General features: G+C 41.3%; 17 protein-coding genes and 1 pseudogene. All 18 read left to right on the forward strand.

All coding sequences use genetic code 11. The features are described 5' to 3' along the window. Nucleotides 1-4 precede the first annotated feature (4 nt). The 18 genes and pseudogenes from HU830_RS07675 (at nt 5) to dnaJ (ending at nt 21,468) form a co-directional block, all read left to right on the forward strand. A complete protein-coding gene (locus tag HU830_RS07675; protein WP_176943191.1) occupies nt 5-820 on the forward strand; it encodes a phosphatidate cytidylyltransferase in 816 nt (271 codons plus the stop codon). Nucleotides 821-841: 21 nt separating this feature from the next. Continuing rightward, complete coding sequence (gene rseP, locus HU830_RS07680; RefSeq protein ID WP_176943192.1) at nt 842-2,113, forward strand: RIP metalloprotease RseP; 1,272 nt, start codon at nt 842-844, stop codon at nt 2,111-2,113. Nucleotides 2,114-2,132: 19 nt separating this feature from the next. Continuing rightward, on the forward strand, nt 2,133-3,839 hold the full coding sequence (locus tag HU830_RS07685; RefSeq protein WP_176943193.1) for a proline--tRNA ligase: 1,707 nt from the start codon (nt 2,133-2,135) through the stop codon (nt 3,837-3,839). A gap of 17 nt (nt 3,840-3,856) precedes the next feature. Continuing rightward, entirely contained in the window at nt 3,857-8,173 is a 4,317-nt protein-coding gene (locus HU830_RS07690) for a PolC-type DNA polymerase III (RefSeq protein ID WP_267463558.1), read from the forward strand. Between the two features lie 45 nt (nt 8,174-8,218). Further along, a complete protein-coding gene (locus HU830_RS07695) occupies nt 8,219-8,776 on the forward strand; it encodes a 5-formyltetrahydrofolate cyclo-ligase (protein WP_176943194.1) in 558 nt (185 codons plus the stop codon). A 74-nt stretch (nt 8,777-8,850) separates the two neighbouring features. Beyond that, nucleotides 8,851-9,201, forward strand: a complete 351-nt coding sequence (locus HU830_RS07700) for a carboxymuconolactone decarboxylase family protein (protein WP_176943195.1) — start codon at nt 8,851-8,853, stop codon at nt 9,199-9,201. A gap of 165 nt (nt 9,202-9,366) precedes the next feature. Then, nucleotides 9,367-9,840 (forward strand): ribosome maturation factor RimP, encoded by a 474-nt coding sequence (gene rimP / locus HU830_RS07705; protein ID WP_176943196.1) that lies wholly within the window; start codon nt 9,367-9,369, stop codon nt 9,838-9,840. A gap of 19 nt (nt 9,841-9,859) precedes the next feature. Then, nucleotides 9,860-10,909 (forward strand): annotated as a pseudogene (gene nusA, locus HU830_RS07710) (transcription termination factor NusA); the annotation flags it as partial. Nucleotides 10,910-10,969: 60 nt separating this feature from the next. Beyond that, nucleotides 10,970-11,278 (forward strand): RNase P modulator RnpM, encoded by a 309-nt coding sequence (gene rnpM, locus HU830_RS07715; RefSeq protein ID WP_228765889.1) that lies wholly within the window; start codon nt 10,970-10,972, stop codon nt 11,276-11,278. Then, nucleotides 11,278-11,580 carry a L7Ae/L30e/S12e/Gadd45 family ribosomal protein gene (locus HU830_RS07720; RefSeq protein ID WP_176943198.1) on the forward strand — a complete coding sequence of 101 codons (303 nt, stop codon included), beginning with the start codon at nt 11,278-11,280 and terminating at the stop codon, nt 11,578-11,580. The genes rnpM and HU830_RS07720 overlap by 1 nt, the downstream gene beginning before the upstream one ends. Nucleotides 11,581-11,597: 17 nt before the next feature. Then, nucleotides 11,598-14,303, forward strand: a complete 2,706-nt coding sequence (infB, locus tag HU830_RS07725; protein ID WP_176943199.1) for a translation initiation factor IF-2 — start codon at nt 11,598-11,600, stop codon at nt 14,301-14,303. 27 nt (nt 14,304-14,330) lie between these two features. Then, a complete protein-coding gene (gene rbfA, locus HU830_RS07730) occupies nt 14,331-14,681 on the forward strand; it encodes a 30S ribosome-binding factor RbfA (RefSeq protein ID WP_176943200.1) in 351 nt (116 codons plus the stop codon). A 95-nt stretch (nt 14,682-14,776) separates the two neighbouring features. After that, the gene (gene truB, locus HU830_RS07735) at nt 14,777-15,679 is read left to right on the forward strand and encodes a tRNA pseudouridine(55) synthase TruB (RefSeq protein ID WP_176943201.1); all 903 of its coding nucleotides are present in this window, start codon (nt 14,777-14,779) and stop codon (nt 15,677-15,679) included. A 5-nt stretch (nt 15,680-15,684) separates the two neighbouring features. Beyond that, complete coding sequence (gene ribF, locus HU830_RS07740) at nt 15,685-16,623, forward strand: riboflavin biosynthesis protein RibF (protein ID WP_176943202.1); 939 nt, start codon at nt 15,685-15,687, stop codon at nt 16,621-16,623. A 92-nt stretch (nt 16,624-16,715) separates the two neighbouring features. Beyond that, a complete protein-coding gene (gene hrcA, locus HU830_RS07745; protein ID WP_176943203.1) occupies nt 16,716-17,786 on the forward strand; it encodes a heat-inducible transcriptional repressor HrcA in 1,071 nt (356 codons plus the stop codon). An 11-nt stretch (nt 17,787-17,797) separates the two neighbouring features. Beyond that, complete coding sequence (gene grpE, locus HU830_RS07750; RefSeq protein WP_176943204.1) at nt 17,798-18,406, forward strand: nucleotide exchange factor GrpE; 609 nt, start codon at nt 17,798-17,800, stop codon at nt 18,404-18,406. A 25-nt stretch (nt 18,407-18,431) separates the two neighbouring features. Continuing rightward, nucleotides 18,432-20,276: a molecular chaperone DnaK gene (gene dnaK, locus HU830_RS07755; protein ID WP_176943205.1), complete on the forward strand. Its 1,845-nt coding sequence runs from the start codon at nt 18,432-18,434 to the stop codon at nt 20,274-20,276. A 76-nt stretch (nt 20,277-20,352) separates the two neighbouring features. Further along, the gene (gene dnaJ, locus HU830_RS07760) at nt 20,353-21,468 is read left to right on the forward strand and encodes a molecular chaperone DnaJ (protein WP_176943206.1); all 1,116 of its coding nucleotides are present in this window, start codon (nt 20,353-20,355) and stop codon (nt 21,466-21,468) included. Nucleotides 21,469-21,541: the final 73 nt, after the last annotated feature.

The raw sequence follows: 21,541 nt of genomic DNA on the forward strand, positions 1-21,541 counted from the left end.
CCCTTTGAAAAAAAGAATTATTACAGCAATTGTTGCCCTAGCAATTTTTATTCCCATCATTATCGCTGGGGGAGTTTGGATTGATGTTGCTGCTTCAGTCCTTGCCATTGTCGGTCTCTCAGAAGTCTATATTATGCGGAAACGAATTATTGTCTCTTTAGACTTTGTAATTGGCGCTATTGGAGTCTTATTACTTTCTTTACCAGAAAAAGCTTTAACTTGGCTCCCGGCCGGATTTTCCCGTTTTGATATTGCCTATACTTTTGTAGTTTTCTTATTGATCGTCATGGTTTTTAGTAAGAATAGCTATAACTTTGAAGACGCTGCTACGACTATTTTATCAATGTTTTATATTGGTAATGGCTTTCACTATTTGGCCACAATTCGCAACTCCGATGCCGGAGGCTTGAGTTTACTTTTATTTGGAATGATCTTAGTCTGGGTAACTGATAGTGGCGCTTATTTTATCGGTCGCTTATGGGGCAAACACAAACTCTTTCCTGCTATTAGTCCCAATAAGACTTGGGAAGGATCAATCGGTGGTGTAGCTGCTGCTATTCTCTTCGCGTTAATTTATATGTTTGGATTAAATCAATATGTTAATATGACCACAATGACTAATAATGTTTTGGATTTAGTGATTATTACTATTATTTTATCGGTTGCTGGGCAAATTGGTGATTTGGTGGAATCAGCCTATAAACGTTATTATGGGGTCAAAGATTCAGGAAAGATTTTACCGGGCCATGGAGGGATTTTGGACCGTTTTGATAGTATGTTGTTTGTGTTACCACTAATCCACGCATTGGGCTTCATTTAAGTTATTAAGGGGGATCAGCATTTGACCGCGATTATTACTTTTATTATTGTTTTTGGGTTAATTGTCTTAGTGCACGAATTTGGTCACTATTATTGGGCCAAAAGATCCGGAATTTTAGTGCGTCAATTTTCAATTGGGATGGGCCCCAAGTTGGTCTCGTATACGAAAAATCACACCCTTTACACAATTCGGCTCTTACCTTTGGGTGGTTATGTTATGATGGCAGGTTTAGAAGATGACGATGCTGATCTCAAGCCGGGGACAGTAGTTCGCTTAAAGTTGAATGAAGTTGGGGTTGTGGAATGTTTAGATTGCTCGGGAGCAGATGATGATGCCACTTTAATTCCCCTGCAAGTAACTCAAAGCGATTTACAAGAAGAGTTGTTTATCACGGGTTATCTGCAGGATGAAAGTGAAACTTTGCGGCGCTTCGAAGTTGATCATGATGCGGTAATTGTCGATCAAAATCGTACTGCACTTCAGATTGCCCCGCGTGATGTTCAATTTAATTCGGCCAGTTTATTGAATCGTTTTTTAACTAACTTGGCCGGACCGTTTAATAATATTGTTTTCGGGATTCTGGTCTCGATCTTGGGCGTTTTTTTGTTGGGGGGTGCCCCCAGCAACTCTAATCAAGTTGGAACCGTGACTGCTCACTCCCCAGCAGCCCAAGCTCAACTCAAACCGGGAGAGCGAATTTTGCAGGTCAACCACAAGAAAATCAATAGTTGGACTCAACTTTCCCAAAGCTTAAACCGCTACCCAAAGCAAAAAGTTCAATTAAAAGTTCAAGATAAGCAAAAAAAAATTCGGACAGTTCAAGTTCGTCTCAATGAAGTTCGCCAAGGTGGCCAACGCACGGGTCAATTAGGTATTACTGAGTCCCTAAATTCCGATCTGGGAGCAACTTTCAAGTACGGCCTTTATTCCGCCGGACAAAATATCATGACCATTATTATGGCTTTAAAGCAAATGGTCACGGGAGGTTTTAACCTTAACCAATTGGGAGGACCGGTGGCTATTTACTCGGAAACTTCTCAGGTTGCCGCTTTAGGTTGGAAATCAGTTGTCTTATTTATCGCTTGGTTATCAATTAATCTAGGTATTATGAACTTATTGCCTATCCCGGCTTTAGATGGAGGAAAGCTCCTCTTGAATCTAATTGAAGCTTTGCGTCGCAAACCAGTTTCACCAAAGACTGAAATGGTCATTAACCTAGTGGGAGTCGGTTTTTTGTTGCTACTGATGGTCGCTGTAACTTGGAATGATATTACTCGTTTTTTTATTAAATAATTGTTAAAGGAGACTGTCTATGAAACAATCACAAGTTTTGATTCCAACCCTGAAAGAAAACCCCACAGATGCGGAAGCTATCAGCCACCAGTTGATGGTTCGGGCCGGTTATATTAATCAAATTTCCGCCGGAGTGTATGCTTATTTACCCTTAGCTTTACGTGTTTTACAAAATATTGAAAAAATTATTCGCCAAGAAATGGAAAATATCGGTGCGGTTGAGATGTTAACGCCGGGAATTTTACCAGCCGATTTATGGCGGCAGAGTGGACGTTATGATACTTATGGCGATAATTTATTCAAATTACAAGATCGTCATGAACGTGACTTTATTTTAGGACCTACCCACGAAGAAACTTTTACCTATTTGGTGAAAAATGTCTTAAATTCCTATAAGAAGCTTCCCAAAGTTCTCTACCAAATTCAGACTAAGTATCGCGATGAAGATCGCCCACGTTATGGCTTGTTGCGAGGACGAGAGTTCATTATGAAAGACGCTTATTCTTTCACCGCTAATCGGACTGATCTTGATCGAATTTTTGACCAGATGGAACAGGCTTATCGAAATATCTATGATCGTTGCGGCTTAGACTACCGCGTCATTCTAGGTGATTCGGGTGATATGGGGGGGAGTGGCTCCAAGGAATTCTCGGCAATGGCTGCAATTGGTGAAGATACGATTGTTTATTCAGATAGCAGTGATTATGCTGCTAATCTGGAAATGGCAACTAGTATTATTGCTCCTAATCAAGTAGAAGCACCAGCCGAATTAACTTCCGTGGCTACTAGCAGAGCGAATACGGTTGAAGATATGACAGACGAATATCAAGTTTCTGCTAGCAAAATTCTCAAGAGTATGGCTTTTATGGCTGATGATCAACCGGTTTTAGCTTTAATTCGGGGTGACTACGAAGTTAATGAAGTTAAACTGAAAAATGCTTTGCAGGCTCAGGAATTACGGCCAGCTAATGAAGCTGAAATTAAGGCTGATTTTCAAAGTGCAGTTGGTTTCTTAGGACCTGTCCAAATGAATACGCAGGTTAAAATTGTGGCTGATTTATCAACCCAAGACTTGAGCAATAGTTTGACAGGGGCTAACCAAGCCGGCTTAAACTGGCAAAATGTTAATCCCGATCGTGACTATCAAGTGAGTGATTATCTTGATTTTCGGACGGTTAAAGAAGGTGAGGTTTCTCCTGATCAACAAGGAAAGCTGCAATTCAAACGCGGAATTGAGATTGGTCATATCTTTAAATTAGGAACTAAATATTCTGAAAGTATGGCTGCTAATTTCTTGGACGAAAATGGTCGTCAACAGCCAATCATTATGGGTTGTTACGGGATTGGGATTAGTCGTCTGCTCTCCGCCGTAATTGAACAACATAATGACGATCATGGAATTGTCTGGCCATGGGCTTTGGCTCCTTACCAAGTCCATGTTGTAGAAGTCAATGCTAAAAAAGAAGATCAACAGTGTTTAGGTTCTGAAATCGAACAGATGCTGACGGAAGCTGGTTTTTCTGTCTTAGTAGATGATCGCAAAGAACGAGCAGGAGTGAAGTTTGCAGAATCTGATTTAATGGGACTGCCAGTTCGGATCACAATCGGTAAGAAAGCTGCTGAAGGAATTGCCGAAATTAAGTTGCGGAATCAAGCAGATTCGATCGAAGTTCATCAAAACGATTTGATTGAATCAATGCGGATCTTACTCAAAAATTATAAATAGAAACTGGGGGCTGTTTTTTGCCAGCAAAAGATAAACATCAACTTTTTGTAACTTTAATGGATCAATTGGAGTTACCCACAGAGATACGCGAATTAGCTTTATTTCAATCGGCGCAAATTAAAAAAGTGGAAGTCCATACTGAATCTCAGCGATGGACTTTTATTTTCGAATTTGACCAAATCCTCCCTTACAAGATTTGGCAGGCTTTACAATCGCGACTCCAAGAAGTTTTTGCCCAAGTAAAGACCGTCGATTTTCAAGTCCAGGCTCGGCAAACGGAGTTTGATCAGGAATTATTGAATGATTATTGGGCCACAGTGATTCAAAGAACTAGTCCCAAAACTTCTATGATGAAAGAACTAGCTTGTCAAAAAGGACTTGAATTAGTTGATCATCGAGTCTTATTAACCGTAGATAATCAAGTCTTAAAGGATTATTTAAGTCAAAAATATTTATCAGTAGTTGAAAAAGAATATCAACGCTTCGGCTTTCCGGCTTTCCAAATTCAAGTTTTAGTTGATGATTCCCAAATTCAAAGTCAAATTGCTGAACTCAATCAACTACAGGCTCAACAAGAACAACAATTAGTAACCCAAGTCCGGCAAAAGCAAGCGACCAGAGAAGCTCAGGCTCCCGCTTCTGGAAGGAGGCAAAATCAGTCTTTAGGCAAGAAGATTGCGGCTGAGATACCGGTTACTAAAATGCAAGATATCACCGAAGAACAGCAGTCGGTGGTTGTGGAAGGTTATGTCTTTAGTTGTGAAGTTCGCGATTTACGTTCGGGCCGGCAATTATTGATTTTGGAAGTTACGGACTATACATCTTCTTTTGTGATTAAAAAGTTCTCGAAGAATGGTGATAGTAATGAAGTTTTTGCTAATTTTAATAAAGGTGTTTGGGTTAAAGTTCGTGGTTCAGTTCAAGAAGATAATTATTCGCATGAACTAACCATTAATGCTTTTGACTTAAATTTAATTCAAAAGGCGGGCCGCCAAGACCAATCGAGCGCTAAGCGGATTGAACTCCATACCCATACCAATATGAGTCAAATGGATGCGATTGCTTCAACAACTGATCTGGTTAAACAGGCTGCAGCTTGGGGACAACCGGCGATTGCGATCACCGATCATTCAACTGCTCAATCTTTCCCCGAAGCTCATAGTGCGGGACAAAAGTATGGCATAAAAATTATTTATGGGGTTGAAGTTAATTTAGTCGATGAAGGGGAACCTATTGCCTATAATTTACGTGATGAAGAATTAGAGCCTGCTGAATATGTCATTTTTGATGTCGAAACCACGGGACTATCAGCTGTTTATGATTCAATTATTGAATTAGCAGCAGTGAAAATGAAAGATGGAAAAGTCACAGCAGAGTTTGATGAATTTATTGATCCCGGACACCCTTTGTCCGCCACAACCATTAATTTGACTTCCATCACCGATGCCATGGTTCATAATAGTAATACCGAAGCTGAAGCGATGGTTAAATTTCAAGATTTTGTGGGCGATGATATTTTAGTAGGCCACAATGTAACTTTTGATATCGGTTTTTTAAATGCGGCTCGCAGTCGTTGTAACTTAGAACCTGTGCAAGTTCCGGTCATTGATACCTTAGAAATGTCGCGAACTTTGCACTCGGAATATCGAAATCATAAGTTGGATAGTTTAGCCAAACGTTATGAAATCAAACTGGAACATCATCACCGGGCTAATTCTGATGCTGAGACGACCGGCTATTTGATGTACAAATTGCTTGTTGAGTTAAATCAACGTTATCAAACCCACAATGTTTCCCAATTAAATGACCATCTTGGTGGTGCCGAGGCCTATAAACAAGCCCGACCTTATCACGCCACCGTTTTGGCGAAAACCCAAGCGGGGCTGAAAAATCTATTTAAAGTTATTTCCGCCTCCATGACGGATTATTATTTCCGAACTCCGCGAGTTCCCCGAAATCTGTTGAACAAATATCGAGAAGGGTTAGTTGTCGGTTCAGCTTGTAGTTCGGGCGAAGTCTTTACAAGTATGATGCAAAAAGGTTATGCCGAAGCTTACCAAAAAGCCCAGTATTATGATTATTTAGAAGTCATGCCCCCCGATATTTATCAACCCCTCCTAGATAGTCAATTAATTAGTGATTCAACGGCTCTTCACGAAATTTTGAGCAATATTATCAAGTTGGGAAAAGATTTACAAAAACCGGTTGTTGCTAGTGGAGATGTTCACTATCTAAATGAAACGGATCGGATTTACCGCGATATCATTGTCAAAGCTGTGAAAAGTAATCCTCTGGCACGGCAGAAGTTGCCTTTAGCAAACTTCAAAACCACCGATGAGATGCTAGCTGCCTTTGACTGGTTGAGTGCTGATGACGCCCAAAAGATTGTTATCCAAGATCCGCAGCAAGTGGCAGATTGGATCGATGGCTCAATTACCCCGGTAAAAGATGAGCTTTATACACCCAAAATTCCCGGATCAGAACAAGAAATTAAAGATTTAACCTATAATCGGGCCCGACAGTTATATGGAGAAAAACTTCCCGAAATTGTTCAAGCTCGTTTAGATAAAGAATTGAAAAGTATTATTGGTAATGGATTTTCGGTGATTTACTTAATTTCTCAACGTTTAGTAGCCAAAAGTAATAAAGACGGTTACTTGGTTGGTTCGCGGGGATCTGTGGGTTCTAGTTTAGTGGCCACAATGACCGGAATCACTGAAGTTAATCCTTTGCCGCCACACTATCGTTGCCCTAAGTGTCACTATACAGAATTCTTTACCAAGGGTGAATATGGTTCTGGTTTTGACCTTCCAGAAAAGCAGTGTCCTCAATGTGGTACTTGGCTCAAGAAAGATGGCCATGATATTCCTTTTGAAACTTTCCTTGGTTTTAATGGAGATAAAGTTCCGGATATTGATTTGAATTTCTCGGGTGACTACCAACCGTTGGCCCATAACTATACCAAAGTTTTGTTTGGGGAAGATCATGTTTTTCGAGCCGGAACGATTGGTACAGTGGCTGATCGAACTGCTTATGGTTATGTCAGCAATTATGAGGAATTAACCGACCAAAAATTTCGGGGAGCAGAAAAAGATCGTCTAGCGATGGGATCCACAGGGGTTAAACGAACCACAGGCCAACATCCAGCGGGAATTATTGTTGTGCCGGACTATATGGATATTTATGACTTTACGCCGATTCAATATCCAGCGGATGATCTCAAGGCGGCCTGGAAAACCACTCACTTTGATTTCCACTCAATCCATGACAATATTTTAAAGCTCGATATCCTGGGTCATGATGATCCAACGATGATTCGGATGCTCCAAGACCTTTCGGGAATTGATCCTCAAACAATCCCTACTGATGATCCGGGTGTGATGCAACTATTTTCGGGGACGGAATCTCTGGGAGTTACTCCAGAACAAATTAACTCGCAGACTGGAACCCTAGGTGTTCCTGAATTTGGCACAAAATTTGTTCGAGGGATGTTAGAAGAAACCCATCCAACAACTTTTTCTGAATTACTCCAAATTTCCGGTTTATCGCACGGAACCGATGTTTGGTTAGGAAATGCGGAAGAATATATTAAACAGGGAATCGTGACTTTGAAAGAAGTTATTGGTTGTCGAGATAACATCATGCTGGACTTAATCCACTGGGGAATGGAACCGGGAACGGCGTTCCAGATTATGGAACATGTGCGAAAGGGAAAAGGAATCCCTGATGATTGGCAAGATGAAATGCGGCAAAATCCGCAAATTCCTGATTGGTATATTGAATCCTGTTTAAAAATTAAATATATGTTCCCTAAAGCTCATGCCACAGCTTATATCATGATGGCTCTGCGAATTGCCTACTTTAAAGTTCATTTTCCGGCGATTTACTATTGCACTTACTTTTCTGTCCGGGCTGATGGTTTTGATTTACAGGCCATGGCGCATGGGAAAGAAGCGGTTAAGGATGTCATTCGCAATATTGAAGCTGAAGGAATGGCAGCGACGGCTAAGGACAAAAGTTTGTTGACTGTTTTGGAAATTGCTAACGAGTGTTTGGAACGAGGAATCACCATTAAAATGGTCGATTTGGAACGGTCGGATTCCTTAAACTTTAAGATTATTGATGATCACACTTTACTGGCACCTTTTGTAGCGGTACCTAGTTTAGGAGTGAACGTAGCTAAACAGATTGTGGCTGCTCGCGAAGAACAACCTTTCTTATCAAAAGAAGATTTAGCCCAGCGGGGTAAAGTCTCGAAGACGATTATTGATTATTTAACCGAAAATCAAGTAATTTCTGATTTGCCCGATGAAAATCAACTCTCTCTTTTTTAATTTTAGAGAAACAGACTCGAATTGCTTAGGGAAAAGGACGGCGAAATGTTTACTAAAGAACAGGTACGTCAACAACAACAGCAATTGTTACGGCAAAATCCTCAAACCTTAAAAAAAGCTGGCCAGACTTTAGCGCAAGAATTACTTGCTGATTCTCGTTGGCAAGAAGCTCAACGAATCGCGCTCACCATGAGTCAAACTCTAGAAGTAGACACACGCCCTTTAATTCAAGCGGCATGGCAAGCGGGCAAAGAAGTCTTTTTACCCCGGGTTTTGCCTCATCGGCAATTGGCTTTTTTACCCTATACCCAACAAGCTTGCTTGGAGAAAAGTCGTTGGGGTCTGTGGGAACCGCCCCTAGAGATTGACCAAGTGACGACACAATTTGATTTAATTATTGTTCCGGGAATTGCTTTTGTCAGAGATAGTCATCTCCGGCTGGGCTTTGGGGGCGGTTATTATGATCGCTTCTTAGCCCAACAAACCGCACTGACGATGGCTTTGGTCCCGCCAATCTTAGAATTTGCTACTGCAACTTGGCCGCAAGAAGAGTTTGATATTTGTCCGCAATTTTTAGTTACTTCAAGAGGAATTGAAGGTTAAATTACCTCTAGTTGCTTTTTTGAGTTACACTAAGAAGAGACAAAACTATTAATTAGAAAGAGAGGTTCATAACTATGTTTGACTACCGACAAGAGAAGGCTGATCATGATGCGGATTACCGTGTCTTAAATCAGGAATGTGCTGCTGTGGTGGAAAAGTTCGGCCAACTTCATGCAGAGGTGATTAAGCCGGGAAAACTTTCCGTGAAAGAAAAAGAATTAATTGCTTTGGGAATTGCGATTGCCGATCGTTGTGAAGGTTGCATTATGGCCCATGTTAAAACCGCTTTGAAAAATGGTGCAACAATGGGTGAATTAGCTGAAACTGTAGAAGTTGCAATTATGATGGGTGGCGGTCCCTCAACTGTTTATGGCAGTAAAGCTTTAAGTGCGGCAAAACAATTTATGGAACAAGAGAGTCACTAATAAAGGTAGAGATAATCTTATTCTTGCAAGTCGCATAATTTTATTTTATAATTAATATAAGTTGATTTCATATGACGAGTGAGCAGGAATGCTCACTCTTTTTATTGCAACTCTCGCTAATTATTAGTAATTAGTAGTGAATTTCGATATTTAAGGGGTGCTCAATTGAGTTCGGTAACAGAGACGGTAACAGAAATGATTCAACCCATTCTGGATCAAAAGGGTTTTTACTTAGTTGATCTAGAGTATGTTAAAGAAGGTTCTAGTTGGTATTTACGAATTTATATCGATAAACCGACGGGAATTGATATTGAAGAATGTGCTTTAGTCAACCAAATTGTGAGTGAAAAATTAGATGCTGATTATCCGGATCTAATTCCTAATGCTTATTTTCTTGAAGTATCGTCCCCCGGCGCCGAACGCCCCTTGAAGACCGAGGCCGATTTACAAAGAGCCCAGGGACAATATGTTCATTTGAGTTTATACCAGAAGTTGGCGGGACAAAAGGTTTTTGAAGGCACGCTTACGGATCTGACGGAGCAAGAATTAACCCTGACTTATCGCGTGAAAACCCGAGTCCAAACACTAACAATTCCAAGAAAAAACATTGCGGCAATTCGCTTAGCAATTGAGTTTTAAAGTTAGGGGATATAGTTGAATGAGTAAAGAGTTAATTGGGGCCTTGACAGCTTTAGAAAAGGAAAAAGGAATTTCTAAAGAAGTTATTATTGAGGCCATGGAGGCAGCTTTAGTTTCTGCTTATAAGAGAAATTATGGGCAGTCACAGCACATGGAAGTTAATTTTGATGAGCGAAAAGGCGACTTCCATATTTATACGGTCAAGGAAGTCGTAAGTGAAGTCACTGATTCTCAATTTGAGGTCAGTCTTGACGAAGCCCAACAAATTAGTAAGGGTTATGAAATTGGCGATCACATCAATTATGAAGTAACCCCTAGTAACTTTGGGCGAATTGCTGCCCAAACGGCCAAACAGGTTGTTATGCAGCGAGTTCGCGAGGCCGAACGCAATAATATCTACAATGAATACAGCCAATATCAAGGTGAGATTATCCAAGGAACCGTTGAGCGGAGTGACAATCGTTATGTTTATGTTAGCTTTGGTCGAGTGGAAGCGGTCATGGAACATAGTGACCAGCTGCCCGGAGAAGTTTATCGGCCGCAGGAGCGCTTAAAGGTCTATGTCGCAAAGGTTGAAAATACCACTAAAGGTGCGCAAGTCTTCGTTTCTCGGACCAATCCGGGCTTAGTTAAACGTTTATTTGAACAAGAGGTTCCCGAGATTTATGATGGAACTGTGGAAATCGTCTCGATTGCGCGGGAAGCGGGCGATCGAACGAAGATTGCAGTGCGCTCAGAAAATTCCAATATTGATCCCGTGGGAACGACCGTTGGTCCTCGGGGACAACGGGTTCAAGCCGTTGTTGATGAACTGAATGGTGAAAATATCGATATTGTTAAATGGGAAGCTGATCCATCAGACTTTATTGCCAACTCCTTGAATCCCGCTGAAGTAATTGCGGTTCAGTTTGATGATGAGACTAATCCCAAGTCTTGCATTGTAATTGTTCCTGATTATCATTTGTCTTTAGCAATCGGTAAACGAGGACAGAATGCTCGTCTAGCGGCTAAGTTAACCGGTTTTAAGATAGATATTAAACCTGAATCTGAAGTGGAATTTGTGGATGAAACAGGCGCTGAAGTTGACGAAGAAGGAATCGATTAATTTAACCTAAAGGGTGGTGATTCTTTGAAACCGCGAAAAATTCCCATGCGGAAAAATGTTTTGAATAATGAGATGGTTCCCAAAAGGCAACTGGTCCGGATTGTTCGTAATAAAGAGGGTAAAGTAGCAATTGATCCGTCTGGAAAGATGCCCGGTCGAGGGGCTTATGTTGGTCTGGATGCGCAAGCTTTACAATCTCCGCAGGCCCAAAAGACCCTAGCCAGAGTTCTCCAAGTTCAATTATCCGCGGATTTTTATCAAGAATTATATGACTACGTAGAGCATCAGCAGGCTCGTTTTGAGCTCTTTGGCGAGTTAGGTAAGAAACACTGATGGTTGATGCAAGTTTAAGTTTACTTGGATTAGCCTGCCGCGCCCGGAAATTAGTGACTGGTCAAGATTTGGTTTTAGCAGCGATTAAGAATCGCCAAGCCCAGTTTGTTTTTTTAAGTAATGATACCGGCGCTGGAGCAGCCAAAGAACTCAAGTTTTATCTCCAAAAGCAGCAAATTCCTTATACAGAACGTTTTAATCAAAATCAACTAAGTACCGCAATCGGCTCCTGGCGGAAGACCGTTGCCGTAACTGATCGGGGGTTTGCGAAGCGTTTTGTACAATTAATGACAGAGAAGTAATTAAGGAGCGTGAATTTATGGGAAAAAAACGTGTTTATGAACTAGCTAAAGAGCTGTCTATTCCTAGTAAAGATTTAGTTGATTTGGCGCGGAAAAACCACGTCATGGTTTCCTCACATATGGCAGTTTTAGAGGACCAGCAAGCGCAACAGTTAACTAAGTTGGTGCAGCATCCCCAAGCAAAGAAGGCTCCTGCCAAAACGCAAGATCGTGCCCAAGTACAAACCAGCAACTCCTCGCGGCGCGAGCGGCAGGATAATTCTGGAAAAACTAAAATTAAGGTGACCGCAATTAGACATTTGGAAAAGAAAACAACCCCAAATAATTCCCATAACAGCAATACTAACAATAACAACCAAAATGGTAATAATCGCAATGGTAGCAATGGGAATTCCAATAATCAAAAAAGTCGGACCAATAGTCGGCCTAATAACCGTAATCAAGACCGGAATCGGCGCAATCGTAGCAATGCGAATAATGATCATCGCTCATCGATGATTAATCGGGCAAGTGCCGGCAGAAAGCATTTGGCTCAGTATAAACAAAATGCCCAAGCTTCTGTAGAACAAATTGATCGTTCACGGCAAAAGCCGGCTCAAAAACCAAATCATAGTCAAAATAATGATCATCAGCGCCGCAATAATGTCAATTCAAATCATAAGCCAACAACGACTAGTCGCAATAGTCGGCCTAATCAAAGTCAAAGTCAAAATCAGCATTCTAATCGACCACGGCCAACTGCAGCCTCTAAAGTAACTCCTCAAGCAACGCCAACTGCAGCTACGACGACACCAACTAAAGAAAAGACGACAGAAAGTCGGCCAAAGCAATTTACCAATAATCGTCGTAAAAATGAACGGGTTGACTATCGCAATCGCCCTAAACATCGAAACAAGAAAAAAATGCGGAAGCAACAAGTTTCTCAACCGAGAAAGCCAATGCCACAGCGTAAAGAACGACCATTACCAGAAGTTTTGGAATTTAGTGTCGGGATGAATGCTCAAGATTTAGGGAAAATTTTGCACCGGGAACCAGCAGAAATCGTTAAGAAATTGTTCATGCTCGGAGTGATGGTTAACCAAAACCAATCCCTCGATAAGGATACAATTGAACTTTTGGCTACTGATTATGGAATTGAAAGTCAAGAAAAAATTGAAGAAGATATCACCGACTTAGATAACTTCTTTGAAGCTGAAACGAAAAATACTGATAATTTAGCCCAAAGACCGCCAGTAGTCACCATTATGGGACACGTCGATCACGGAAAAACTACTCTTTTGGACCGTTTACGCAACAGTCACGTAACTGCTGGCGAAGCGGGAGGAATTACCCAACATATCGGGGCTTATCAAGTAGAATTAGATGATCGTTTGATCACTTTCTTAGATACTCCAGGACATGCTGCCTTTTCCAATATGCGGGCTCGGGGGGCGGATATCACTGATATCGTCATCTTAGTAGTAGCTGCCGATGATGGAGTTATGCCGCAAACTATTGAAGCAATTAATCACGCTAAAGCGGCTAATGATCCAATTATTGTGGCAATTAATAAAATTGATAAACCTGACGCCAATCCGCAACATGTAATCGAGAAATTGATGCAGTATGAACTGATTCCGGAAGATTATGGTGGGGATACGATCTTTGTCAATATTTCGGCTAAGCAAGGGACCGGAATTGAAGATTTGTTGCAGATGATTTTATTAGAAGCTGATGTTTTGGAATTACAAGCTAATCCGGAACAACGTGCTGTCGGAACGGTTATTGAAGCTCGTTTGGACAAAGGTCGTGGCCCCGTGGCCAGTTTATTAGTTCAACAAGGAACTTTACACAAAGGTGACCCAATCGTGGTTGGAAATACCTTTGGCCGGGTTCGAATGATGACTAACGACTTAGGCAAACAGATTAAAGAAGCAGTCCCATCACAACCAGTGATGGTTACTGGCCTGAATGATGTTCCTCAATCGGCTGATAAATTTGTGGTCTTTGAAGATGAGAAGACCGCTCGGGCTGCCGGTGAAGAACGGGCTAAGCTAGCCCAAATTGAAGAACGGAAGCGGACCAATGCCGTAACCTTAGATAACTTGTTTGATACCATGAAACAAAACAACATGAAGAAAGTCGATGTTGTAATTAAAGGTGATGTCCAAGGTTCTGTGGAAGCTTTACGAAATAGTTTAGAAAAGATTGATGTTGAAGGAGTTAGTGTCAATATCATTCACGCAGCTGTTGGAGCAATTAATGAAAGTGATGTAACCTTAGCTTCAGCTAGTGGGGCAATTATCATCGGCTTTAATGTGCGGCCAACTAACCAAGCAAAAATGCAGGCTGATGAAGCCAAAGTTGATATTCGTTTGCATAATGTGATTTATAAGGCTATCGACGAAATTGAATCGGCGATGAAGGGAATGTTAGAACCAGTTTACGAAGAAAAAGTAACTGGAAATCTAACTGTCCGTGAAATTTATAAAGTGTCGAAATTAGGAACTATTGCGGGTTGTATCGTTGATTCGGGTTCCATTGCCCGGGAAAGTGGCGTGCGCTTAATCCGGAATGGAATCGTAATTTACGAAGGTAAATTGGCTTCTCTGAAACGATTTAAAGATAACGTTAAAGAAGTTAAGCAAGGCTTTGAATGCGGAATCATGATTGAAGACTACAATGATCTTAAAGTAGATGATCAAATTGAAGCCTATATCATGCAAGAAGTTCCAGTTAAGTAAGCATTAGTAGGAAAAAGAGGTGATTCCATGAAGTATCGTGTGGGACGTTTAGAGCAGGAGATTCAACGAGAAGTTAATGATATCTTGCTAAAGCACGTCCGAGATCCCCGGGTCCAGGGAATTACGATTACGGGAGTTGAGGTAACTGGCGATTTGCAACAAGCCACGATTTATTTCAGTCTTCTAGCGGATACGGCGCGGGCAGCTGAGCAAGCGCAAGCTGGGTTAGATCGGGCGCAGGGTCTAATTCGGCGCGAATTGGGACACCGCCTGTCAATTTATAAAACTCCAAGCTTAATTTTTAAACAAGATGACTCCGTACGTTATGGAGAGCATATTGATCAACTAATTCGGGACCTTAAACGTTCCGACCAATAAGAGAACGACTAAGACCGGGGAACCGGTCTTTTTTGCGATTTTAAATGGTTTTAAATATGGTATAATTTGAAACGTATCTTTAATGAGGTGACTCAATGTTAAACGGAATTATTCCGCTATATAAGCCCCGACAAATGACCAGTGGGGCCTGTGTTTATCAATTACGTAAATTGCTCCATGAGAAAAAAATCGGTCATACGGGAACTTTAGACCCCGATGTTGATGGAGTCTTAGTGATTTGTGTTGGTCAAGCCACTAAGTTAGTCAATTATTTATTAAATTCTGCCAAAGTTTATCGTGGTCAAGCTAGTTTGGGAACGGCAACGACTACTGAAGATGCTAGCGGGGAAGTAGTTGCTCAAAAACCAGTTTTAAAAGCAATTCCTCAAGCTGAAGTTTTAACCGCCTTACAGGAATTAACTGGACCTTTAACCCAAATTCCTCCCTTATATTCGGCAGTCAAGGTTAATGGACGTCATCTTTATGAATATGCCCGGGCGCATGAATTTGTCGAACGTCCCCAGCGAGAAATTGAGATTTATCGCTTAGACTTAATTAAAGAACCAGAGTATCAAGCTGCTGAGCAAATTGAATTACTTGATTTTGAAGTTGAATGTTCAAAGGGGACTTATATTCGAACCCTTGCTGTTCAATTAGGAGAAAAACTTGGTTTTCCGGCCCATATGAGTCAGTTGACTCGGATCCAGGGTGGAGGGTTCCAATTAGCACAAACGGTAACTTTAGCGGAGATTGCTGCGGCGATGGCTGAAAAGAGAACCGACTTTTTATTACCAATTACGCAAGTCTTTCCTGACTATCCGCAAGTAGAACTGACGGCAGATGCTTGGACCCAAGTGCAAAATGGTCGTTGGCTTGATTTGCCTAAGCAGACAGCTCCAAAATTAAAGTTAACTTGGCAAGGTGTAACCAAGGCTATTTATCGCCGCCAAGATAATTATTATTATCCAGAATTAATGCTACTAAAAAATGACAGGTGAAACTTATGCAAGTGCAAACTTTGCGCTATCCTCAAAGACCGCAGCTGGATCCGAAAAAGCAAGTTCTCGCCGCCGGCTTTTTTGATGGTGTTCATCTTGGACACCAGAATGTTATTAAAACAGCCATTCGCCTAGCTCAAACGAAAGGCTTAGTGAGTGCTGTTTTGACCTTTGATCGCCATCCTTCTTTAGTTTATGGGAAAAATAAAGGAATTGCTTATCAATATTTATCACCTCTAAAACGTAAATTACACCTTTTTCAGGAATTAGGCGTTGATCTTGTTTACATTGCTGAGTTTAATGCGCAATTTTCTCACCTAGCTCCGAGGGCGTTCGTGGAAGAAGTTTTAGAGCAATTAAACTTAGATACCTTGGTTGCCGGATTTGATTGGACCTTTGGTCCCCAAAAGTTAGCCAATATGACGACTTTACCGCAATTGGCCCAAGATCAATTTCAGGTAGTCCAAATACCCAAGTTGCAATTTGAGCAAGAAAAGATCTCGTCAACAAAGATTCGACAATGTTTGTTGCAAAAACAGCCAGAACAGGCGAATCTCTTATTAGGTTATAATTACCAGAATACAGGAATTGTAGCTCATGGTCGCCGAGTCGGTCGGCAATTAGGCTTCCCGACGGCTAATTTACAAATTCCGGCAGAACAGCTACTACCTGCGGAGGGAGTTTATATTACTCGGGTTCAAGTTCAGGGAACTTGGCATCCCGCGATGACCTCTATCGGGCGTAATGTAACCTTTGAACTGGGAGACAATCCAGTTACAGTGGAAGCTAATCTGTTAGATTTCAGCCAAAATATTTATGATCAACAGGTGAGAATCGAGTGGTTATCCTACCTACGTTCGGAGATTAAATTTGCGAATCAAACCGAATTAATTCAACAAATGAACCATGATCGGGCCCAAACACAAAAATATTTCCAAAAATAGTAGCAATCGTCTTGACAGAGTGCCAAGAGATTGCTATATTTTACATTGTTAGCACTCATATAATTAGAGTGCTAAAAGCGAGGTGATTTGTTTTGATAACCGATCGTCAAGCATTAGTTTTAAAAGCGATTGTTCAGCAATATATTGATACCGGGCAACCAGTAGGGTCTAAGGCCTTAATGGATTTATTACCCACCCATGTCAGCTCGGCAACCATTCGTAACGACATGATGCATTTGGAGCAGTTACATCTAATTGAAAAGATTCATCTGTCTTCTGGGCGGATTCCTTCAGTCCAGGGTTATCGCTATTATTTAGATAATTTGTTGCACCCAATCCATATTTCTGATCAAACCAGCGAGTTGATTCAGTTGGATTTTGCGAAACAACAATTTAACCGGATTGATGAAATTGTGGCTCAGTCGGCGAAGATTTTATCAACTTTAACTAGTTATACAGCCATTGCCTTAGGACCTGAGAGTAAACAGACGAAGCTGACTAGTTTTCGGATTGTTCCTCTGGGTGGACAACAGATAATGGCGATTATTGTTATTAGTAATGGTGATGTTTATAACCAAGTTTATAAATTACCGCCGGAAGTTGATATTGATCAGTTGGAAAAATTAGTTCGTTTAATTAACGACCAATTGGTCGGTGAAACTTTAGAGCATTTACAACAACGTTTACAAACTGACTTTTTGGAACTGATCGAACGATATTCACAGATGCCTGATAGTTTCTTGGCAATGTTTGATAATATTGTTCAACAGGTTTTAAGTGACCATTTCTTCGTTGATGGTAAGTCTAATTTGTTTAATTATGTTGATGCTCATAATAGCTCTAATCTAAAGTATCTTTACTCTTTGTTTGATAGTGATCATTATTTAGCCAAGTTATTAGAGTTTGATGATGATCGAACAGTCGATGAGTCTTCGCCAATTCGCGTCCACTTGGGCTATGAATTGGATCCGCAAGCGTTAGGTAATTATAGTTTAATTACGGCTCGTTATGGAGTTGATGAGTATGGTCAAGGGACGATTGCGTTACTAGGTCCGACCAATATGCCTTACTCGCAGTTGATTGGGCTTATTGCTTCCTTAAGCCAAGAGTTAGCCAAGCAGTTAAATGACTACTTTAATGAATTAAATGGCAATTCCAGTTAGGAGAAGACACCTTGACAAAAAAAGATATCGATCAAAACGAATTTCCTTCGGAAAAGGATCTCGATGCTACAGCTGAGCCCAAAGATGTGGAAAATACGGCAGAAGCCACAACGGCAGAAACTGAAGTTGAAACAGATCCCCAAGAAAATGAAATCGTTGATAAGTTATTAGATAAGAATCAAGAATTAGAAAAAGAATTAGGTGCCAGCAAGGACCAATATTTGCGGGCCCAAGCAGAAATTCAAAATATTAAGCGCCACAGCGAAATGGAACAGGCGGCGTTGCTTAAATATAATGGTCAAAAGTTGGCAACCGCCATCCTACCGTCGCTAGATAATCTAGAGCGAGCTTTGCAGGCCGCAGATGATGCCCAAGCTGATTCTGGTTTAGTTACGGGAGTAAAGATGGTTTTGAAGCATCTTCAACAAGCTTTAGCTGAGAACGGAATTGAAGAAATTAAAGCCGCTGGTGAAACTTTTGATCCTCATGTCCATCAAGCTGTACAGACGGTACCAGCGACGAAAGAACATCCAGCCGAAACAATTGTTGAAGTTTTGCAGGCGGGATATCAACTAAAGGATCGCGTTTTAAGACCAAGTATGGTTATCGTAGCGCAATAAGCTAAAAATAAGGAAGGTCAAATTAATGTCAAAAATTATTGGAATTGATTTAGGAACCACGAACTCTGCCGTTGCAGTTCTCGAAGGCGGCGAACCTAAGATTATTGCTAACCCTGAAGGGGGTCGGACAACACCTTCAGTGGTCGCTTTTAAAGATGGGGAAACCCAAGTCGGTGAAGTTGCCAAGCGGCAAGCAATCACGAACCCGAATACAGTTTCTTCAATCAAGCGGCACATCGGCGAAGCAGGTTACAAAGTTAAAGTTAACGACAAAGAATATACACCTCAAGAAATCTCCGCGATGATCTTGCAACACATCAAGAACTTTTCGGAAAAGTATTTAGGCGAAGAAGTTACCGAAGCGGTTATCACGGTTCCAGCTTACTTCAATGACTCTCAACGGCAAGCAACTAAAGATGCCGGAAAGATTGCGGGTCTAGATGTTAAGCGGATCATCAACGAACCAACCGCTTCAGCTTTAGCTTATGGTTTGGACAAAAGTGATGCTGACGAAAAAGTTTTAGTTTATGACCTTGGTGGAGGAACCTTTGACGTTTCCATCTTGGAATTAGGCGATGGCGTCTTCCAAGTTTTGTCGACCAATGGTGATACTCATCTTGGTGGGGATGACTTTGATAATGCAGTTATGGATTGGTTAGTAGCTGAATTTAAATCCGAAAACGGCATTGACTTATCCCAAGATAAAATGGCTTTGCAACGTTTGAAAGATGCTGCTGAAAAAGCTAAGAAAGATTTATCTGGTGTATCAGAAACCGAAATCAGCTTACCATTCATTTCTGCCGGCGATAATGGTCCTTTGCATTTGCAAAGAACTTTGTCCAGAGCGAAGTTTAACGAATTAACCGCTGATCTAGTTGAAAAGACTCGGATTCCGGTTGAAAATGCTTTGAAAGATGCTGGTTTAAGTAGTTCTGAAGTTGACAAAGTGATCTTAAATGGTGGTTCCACCCGGATTCCCGCAGTCCAAGAAGCAGTTCAAAAGTGGACAGGTAAAGAACCAGACCATTCTATTAACCCTGACGAAGCAGTTGCTTTAGGTGCTGCAATTCAAGGTGGTGTGATTACCGGAGACGTTAAAGATGTTGTCTTACTGGATGTAACTCCGTTATCCTTAGGAATTGAAACCATGGGTGGAGTTTCAACGAAGTTAATCGACCGCAACACAACTATTCCAACTAGCAAGTCCCAAGTCTTCTCAACCGCTGCTGATAACCAACCTGCCGTTGATATCCATGTTTTACAAGGTGAACGGTCAATGGCTGCTGACAACAAGACTTTAGGTCGTTTCCAATTAACCGATATTCCAGCTGCTCCGCGGGGCGTTCCACAAATTGAAGTTAAATTTGATATCGATAAGAACGGAATTGTCAATGTTTCGGCTAAGGATTTGGGAACTGGTAAGTCGCAAAAGATCACAATTAAGAGTTCTTCAGGTTTATCCGATGAAGAAATCGAACGGATGAAGAATGAAGCTAAGGAAAACGAAGCTGCTGACAAGAAGCGGAAAGAAGAAGCTGACTTACGCAACGAAGTTGATCAATTATTATTCACAACGGATAAGACCTTAGATGAAATGAAAGATAAGGTTCCAGAAGAAGAAATCCAAAAGGCTAAAGATGCCAAGGAAGCTTTGAAGAAGGCCCAAACTGATAATGATCTAGAAGCAATGAAGACTAAGAAGGATGACTTGAATAAGATTATCCAAGACTTATCAGTTAAGTTGTATCAACAAGCTCAAGAAGCTCAAAAGAATCAAGCTGGAGCAGATGCAACAGCAAAAGATGATCAAAATGGCGACAATACCGTTGATGGTGACTTTACTGAAGTCAACCCCGATGAAAAGAAATAGATCGTTGTGATTTTCGATGAGCCAAAGATAATCTTTGGCTCATTTTGCTAGTAAATAAAAGAAATGGAGGTTGGCTATGGATCCCTATGAAACTTTAGGCTTGGATCGGAATGCTTCTGAAGCTGAAATCAAAAAAGCCTACCGTCAATTATCAAAAAAATATCACCCTGATTTGAACAAGAACCCGGGAGCAGAAGAAAAATTTAAAGAGGTCAACGATGCCTACGATATCTTAAAAGATCCACAAGCAAAGGCTCGTTTTGATCAATACGGCACAACTGGTAACCAGCAACAAGGTGGTTTTGGCGGTGGCGGCTTCGAAGAAGGTGATTTTGGCGGCTTTGGTGATATTTTCAACTCTTTCTTCGGTGGTGGTACGACGCGTCAAGATCCAACAGCTCCTAAAGCGGGACGGGATTTAGAATACCGGATGAAAATTAAGTTTGATGAAGCTATTTTTGGTGGAAGTCAGACGATTCACTACAATCGTCAGGAATACTGCGGAACCTGTCAGGGTTCTGGAGCTAAGCCAGGAACAACTGCTAAGACCTGTCATCGTTGTCACGGAAGTGGTTATATTCGGGTTAATCGTCGGACAGCATTAGGTATGATGCAGAGTCAACAAGTCTGTGACGTCTGTGGCGGAACTGGGAAAGAAGTAACGGAAAAGTGTGAAACTTGTAGCGGTCGCGGGAAGATCACCAAGAGCCATACGGTAGAAGTTAAGATTCCTGCCGGAATTGAAGATGGTCAAAGAATGCGTCTTGACGGCCAAGGTGCTGCCGGAGAAAATCAAGGTCCTTACGGAGATCTCTATATTTACTTTGCCGTTGAAGCTAGCAAAGATTTCCAGCGGGATGGGGCGACAATTTATTCCCGGGTGATTATTTCCTTCCCACAAGCTGCTTTGGGTGATACCATCAAAGTAAAAACAGTTCGCGGCAAAGTTGACTTGAAGATTCCTGCTGGGACCCAGACAGGAACGGTTTTCCGATTGCGAGAGCAAGGTGCTCCTCGTTTGCATGGTGGTGTAGGTGACCATAAAGTTACGATCGATATTGTGACCCCTAAGCATCTTAATGTGAAGCAAAAAGAGGCTTTACAAAATTATGCTGAATTAGGTGGCAGTAAGATTAAAGAACAAGATCGCAACTTTTTCGAAAGAATGCGCGATAAATTTAATAATATTTAAGTCTTCAAGATTCTCTCACTTGGTGAGGGAATCTTTTTTTGGGCAAAATTAGGTTTCGGAAGCTAAGATTGTT

The organism is Bombilactobacillus apium, assembly GCF_013385145.1.
In the GTDB taxonomy this organism is placed as follows: domain Bacteria; phylum Bacillota; class Bacilli; order Lactobacillales; family Lactobacillaceae; genus Bombilactobacillus; species Bombilactobacillus apium.

Bases quoted from the DNA above. Each gene is read 5' to 3' on its own strand.
- HU830_RS07685 (WP_176943193.1), top strand. From the start codon at position 2,133: ATGAAACAATCACAAGTTTTGATTCCAACCCTGAAAGAAAACCCCACA.
- HU830_RS07700 (WP_176943195.1), top strand. From the start codon at position 8,851: ATGTTTGACTACCGACAAGAGAAGGCTGATCATGATGCGGATTACCGT.
- rbfA (WP_176943200.1), top strand. From the start codon at position 14,331: ATGAAGTATCGTGTGGGACGTTTAGAGCAGGAGATTCAACGAGAAGTT.
- HU830_RS07695 (WP_176943194.1), top strand. From the start codon at position 8,219: ATGTTTACTAAAGAACAGGTACGTCAACAACAACAGCAATTGTTACGG.
- ribF (WP_176943202.1), top strand. From the start codon at position 15,685: ATGCAAGTGCAAACTTTGCGCTATCCTCAAAGACCGCAGCTGGATCCG.
- truB (WP_176943201.1), top strand. From the start codon at position 14,777: ATGTTAAACGGAATTATTCCGCTATATAAGCCCCGACAAATGACCAGT.
- dnaK (WP_176943205.1), top strand. From the start codon at position 18,432: ATGTCAAAAATTATTGGAATTGATTTAGGAACCACGAACTCTGCCGTT.
- HU830_RS07720 (WP_176943198.1), top strand. From the start codon at position 11,278: ATGGTTGATGCAAGTTTAAGTTTACTTGGATTAGCCTGCCGCGCCCGG.
- dnaJ (WP_176943206.1), top strand. From the start codon at position 20,353: ATGGATCCCTATGAAACTTTAGGCTTGGATCGGAATGCTTCTGAAGCT.
- infB (WP_176943199.1), top strand. From the start codon at position 11,598: ATGGGAAAAAAACGTGTTTATGAACTAGCTAAAGAGCTGTCTATTCCT.